This window comes from Caballeronia sp. LZ033, assembly GCF_031451265.1.
Taxonomy (GTDB): domain Bacteria; phylum Pseudomonadota; class Gammaproteobacteria; order Burkholderiales; family Burkholderiaceae; genus Caballeronia.
This window is the reverse complement of the sequence record NZ_JARUXQ010000034.1, coordinates 1-949: the sequence shown is the minus strand read 5'-3', so window position 1 is coordinate 949 and position 949 is coordinate 1. Positions and strand designations below refer to the sequence as shown.

The window sequence follows — 949 nt, the reverse complement described above, 5'->3', positions numbered from 1 at the left end:
GTGAGCGGCCTGCTGCTCTTCGTGTGTCTGCCGTTCATCCTGTATCTGCTCGATCAGAGCCTCACGTCGGAAATCAGTTTCGACGCCTTCAAGGGCTTCCTCGCCAACCCCATCGTCAAGATCGTTACGCTCGTGCTGTCGTGGGCGTACCTGCATCACTTCTGCGCGGGCATCCGCTTTCTGCTGCTCGATACGCACGTCGGCGTGAACAAGGAAGGCGGCAAGCAGAGCGCCATGATCGTGCTGATCGTCTCGCTGCTGCTCACGCTCGCGATGGCGCTCAAGCTCTTCGGCGCCTTCTAAGGAGTTTATAAAAACATGGCAACCCACAATCGAGTCGGCCCCAAGCGCCTGGTCGTCGGCGCCCACTACGGTCTGCGCGACTGGCTCGCGCAACGCATCACCGCCGTCGCGATGGCCGTCTACACCATCGTGCTGCTCGTGCTGTTCTTCGGCGCGCATGACTTCTCCTACGAAGGCTGGGCGGGCATCTTCGCCATGCAGTGGATGAAGCTCGCGACCTTCGTCGTCTTGCTGTGCCTGTTCTATCACGCGTGGGTGGGCATTCGCGACATCTGGATGGACTACGTCAAGCCCATGGGCCTGCGCCTGTTCCTTCAGGTGCTGACCATCCTGTGGCTCATCGGATGCGCCGGCTACGCCGCACAGATTCTCTGGAGAGTGTAAAGAACATGGCTGCAATCAAGACTTCCCTGCCGCGTCGTCGCTTTGACGTGGTCATCGTCGGCGCAGGCGGCTCGGGCATGCGCGCCTCGCTGCAACTGGCGCGCGCGGGGCTCTCCGTCGCCGTGCTCTCGAAGGTGTTCCCCACGCGCTCGCACACGGTCGCCGCACAAGGCGGCATCGGCGCGTCGCTCGGCAACATGAGCGAAGACAACTGGCACTATCACTTCTACGACACCATCAAGGGCTCCGACTGGCTCGGCGA

3 protein-coding genes are annotated in these 949 nt (G+C 62.0%); all 3 read left to right on the top strand.

The genetic code is table 11. The features are described 5' to 3' along the window. Positions 1–303: succinate dehydrogenase, cytochrome b556 subunit (sdhC, locus tag QCE62_RS35055; protein WP_309928010.1), on the top strand; the 303-nt coding region annotated here is incomplete at its 5' end. Positions 304–318: 15 nt separating this feature from the next. Continuing rightward, on the top strand, positions 319–687 hold the full coding sequence (gene sdhD, locus QCE62_RS35050) for a succinate dehydrogenase, hydrophobic membrane anchor protein (RefSeq protein WP_309928008.1): 369 nt from the start codon (positions 319–321) through the stop codon (positions 685–687). A gap of 5 nt (positions 688–692) precedes the next feature. Then, the coding region (locus tag QCE62_RS35045) for an FAD-dependent oxidoreductase (protein ID WP_143328305.1) at positions 693–949 on the top strand (257 nt) is incomplete at its 3' end.